Here is a 3,421-nt window from a genome sequence, read left to right as displayed (position 1 = left end):
GGCCTGCTGGAGTTCGGACGCGAGATGTGCCGTCTGCACCTTGACCCAGCGCTGCACTTCCATCACCCGATACACATCACGCAAACGCGCCAGATGGCGGGCCAGTTCCCCGCTTTCATTTTGCAGCGCCAGTGCAGGAATCGGCGTATCCAGACGGGCATCGGCAATCGCAGCCATCGCAGAAGTCAGCGCCTCCAGTGGCCGCCGGATAGCCCGCGTCACCCACCATGCGCACGCCAGCAACAAGAGCGCAGCCAGAACAAACCACAAGAGCGTGGCCCGGACTTCCGCCTGGTAATTGTCGGCAATGCCCCGCCAGGTCGCGCCGGCACTGCCATCGCTCAGTCGGCGAATTTCAGCCAGCGTTTCATCCAGCACTTGTACCGGGCTATCCCTGGCCACATACAGGGTCAAAGCCCAGGCTTCGTCGCTGCGCCCGACATTGGCCAGCGCCAGCGCCGTCCCGCGCTCAGCCAGATAACGCTCGAATTGCGTCTTCGCCGTATCGGCCAGCATCGGGATACGGCTTTGCGCCGACCCCAAGCGGCCGAGCGCATCCAGAGCAGCCAACACGCGGGCATCCCCGCGTATCAGCTCCTGCTGCAGGCTAGTGCGCATCGCCGCATCCGGCTCCATAATCAGGTCACGCAATAGCCGCCGCCCCCACAAGACCTCATAGCGGACTTCGGAAGACAACTGCGAACCACGATAAACCTGATGGTAAAAATCGCCGGACAAGCGCGTCATATGCGCCAGACGCGGCAAGGCCGTCAGGCTGGCGGCGGCCAGGATCAGCAAAGCCATGCCGCCAAACGCAGCCATGCGCTGCCAGATGGTACGGTTGGCGAAAAAACGCTGCAGGGCTGGCCACATCGTTGCCAAAGTCCAAGTGAAAGAGAGATATAAAGGGAGGCTTGCTGCTGCTTTATAGTCAAAAAATGCCATACAGAAATTAAAAAAATAGAAATTCAACAAAAAGCATAGTCAAGCATGGCTAAAACACAGCGTGACGCCTCCCCGGACAGGCGCCTGCTTACGGGTGCGCCTGCAACTGTTTGACGGGTACGCGCCTAACGGGAATAAGCGACAGACGCGTGCGCGGCGGGCATGGCCAGCAAGAGGCCGCAAGAGCCCGCGAAAATTTCAAGGCGTTGGCTTAAAAATAGCAAAACATGCATGCTTAAATCATTAAATAGCCGGCAAAAGCAGCCCGCAGCCATAAACACCGGACAATGCTTGCGTACTGGATGCGTGTTCTTTTACAGTTCGCCGTATTAATGCAAGCGTGTGCTTGCATCTGAAAAACAACGCAAACAACAATAAGCGGAGACCCTCATGGCTATCAGTGTTTTTGACCTGTTCAAGATCGGTATCGGCCCTTCCAGCTCGCACACCGTCGGCCCGATGCGCGCCGCGCGCACCTTTGTCGGCCGCCTGCAACGCGACAATCTATTGTCCCGCACCAGCATGGTCCGTGCCCAGATGTACGGCTCGCTGGGCGCCACCGGCAAGGGCCACGCCTCGGATATCGCCGTGCTGCTGGGTCTGTCCGGTGAAGAGCCGCAGCTGATCGATCCGGACTCCGTGCCGGCCAAACTGGCCAAAATCCGCGAAGGCCGCCAGATCAATCTGCTGGGCAAGCATCCGGTGCGCTTTATCGAAACCGAGCACCTGATCCTGCACAAAAAAGCCGTTTTGCCCTATCACCCCAATGCGATGACCTTCGAAGCCTTCGATACCGAGGGTGTCTTGTTATCCAAGCGCGCCTATTACTCGGTCGGCGGCGGCTTCGTGGTGGACGAGGCGGCAATTGATGCCGGATTCATCCCGCCCGGCGCCTCTACCCTGACCCACCCGTTCAGCTCGGGCGCCGAACTCTTGGCGCTGTGCAAGGCACACAACAAGCCGATCAGCCAGATCATGCTGGAAAACGAACTGGTCTGGCGCGACGAGGCCACCATCCGCGCCGAGCTATTGAAAATCTGGCAGGTGATGCAGGCTTGCGTAGTCAAGGGCTGCGAACGCGAAGGCACCCTGCCCGGCGGCATGAAAGTGCAGCGCCGCGCCGCCGCCCTGCACCGCCAGCTGCTGGCCTCGCCGGAAGCCGCGCTACGCGACCCGTTGACCGTGCTGGACTGGGTCAACCTGTACGCACTGGCCGTCAATGAAGAAAACGCCGGCGGCGGCCGCGTTGTCACCGCACCGACCAATGGCGCAGCCGGCATCATTCCGGCCGTGATGCACTACTACGCCCGCTTCGTACCGGGCGCCAGCGACGACGGCATCGTGCGCTTCTTGCTGACTGCCGGTGCCATCGGCATCTTGTTCAAGCTCAACGCCTCGATTTCGGGCGCCGAAGTCGGCTGCCAGGGCGAAGTCGGCTCCGCCTGCTCGATGGCGGCAGGCGCGCTGGCCGAAGTGCTGGGCGGCACACCCGAGCAAGTCGAAAACGCAGCCGAAATCGGCATGGAACACAATCTGGGCCTCACCTGCGACCCGGTCGGCGGACTGGTACAAGTGCCATGCATCGAGCGCAATGCGATGGCATCGGTCAAGGCCATCAACGCCGCACGCATGGCCCTGCGCGGTGACGGCAAACACTTCATCTCGCTGGACCGCGTGATCCAGACCATGCGCGACACCGGCGCCGACATGAACAGCAAGTACAAGGAAACCGCGCGCGGCGGGCTGGCCATCCACTTTATCGAGCTGCCGGTGAATATTGTCGAGTGTTAAGTCACAACAGGGCTTGACGAACAAACCGGCTGACTTTATAGTACGGCCTCTGCTGCAAAACACAGCGGCAGATACGGGGGTATAGCTCAGTTGGTAGAGCGCTTGCATGGCATGCAAGAGGTCAGCGGTTCGATCCCGCTTACCTCCACCAGAATTCAAAAATCCGAAGCTGATGCTTCGGATTTTTTGCGTCTACCCACCCCATCCCGACGTAAATCATCATATCCTGCTTCTATCAGACGCAGCCATGGAGTGCAAACTGATGAATATCAATTATCTTTTGCCTATCACTTCTGACAAAGGCAAGAACTTTACGTTCTTCCTTGACCACGTATCAAAAAAATTGGCGGCTACTATTTGTAAAAAAATACTGGCCTACGCCACCCTTAGCCAAATTCACACTAGCCCTAGTTTGAAAACACTCAATTCAAAAATCTGGGGATATAAAGGCACTATTTATAAACTGCGTGTCGACTGCGGCAAGGAGTCAGCACGCGTTTTATTTATGCAAAGCAAGGAAAACGGCCTGGTATTGCTACATGGTTTTCTCAAGAAAACGCAGAAAACACCAGAAAAAGAGGCTCGAATGGCTATCAATAATTTCTTGCAAGTGCAGCAGCAGACCACGCTTTGCCGCTTTCCCATTGAACGTTACCTCTCTGCCGAGCAGTAACAAAAAGGCCCA

General features: G+C 57.8%; 3 protein-coding genes and 1 tRNA gene. 3 read left to right on the top strand and 1 reads right to left on the bottom strand.

The features are described from left to right. Nucleotides 1-873 (bottom strand): HAMP domain-containing protein (locus ACRC1E_RS01080; RefSeq protein ID WP_438513261.1); only part of this gene is annotated, 873 nt, incomplete at its 3' end. Between the two features lie 462 nt (nucleotides 874-1,335). Here ACRC1E_RS01080 and ACRC1E_RS01075 point away from each other — a divergent pair. From ACRC1E_RS01075 to ACRC1E_RS01065, 3 genes are all read left to right on the top strand, one after another. Beyond that, nucleotides 1,336-2,736 (top strand): L-serine ammonia-lyase, encoded by a 1,401-nt coding sequence (locus tag ACRC1E_RS01075; RefSeq protein ID WP_438513260.1) that lies wholly within the window; start codon nucleotides 1,336-1,338, stop codon nucleotides 2,734-2,736. 75 nt (nucleotides 2,737-2,811) lie between these two features. Continuing rightward, nucleotides 2,812-2,887, top strand: a tRNA-Ala gene (locus ACRC1E_RS01070). 111 nt (nucleotides 2,888-2,998) lie between these two features. Beyond that, the gene (locus tag ACRC1E_RS01065) at nucleotides 2,999-3,409 is read left to right on the top strand and encodes a type II toxin-antitoxin system RelE/ParE family toxin (RefSeq protein ID WP_438513259.1); all 411 of its coding nucleotides are present in this window, start codon (nucleotides 2,999-3,001) and stop codon (nucleotides 3,407-3,409) included. The last annotated feature ends 12 nt before the right edge of the window (nucleotides 3,410-3,421 follow it).

This window comes from Craterilacuibacter sp. (assembly GCF_051659485.1).
In the GTDB taxonomy this organism is placed as follows: domain Bacteria; phylum Pseudomonadota; class Gammaproteobacteria; order Burkholderiales; family Chromobacteriaceae; genus Craterilacuibacter.
This window is presented reverse-complemented; position numbering and strand designations above follow the sequence as displayed.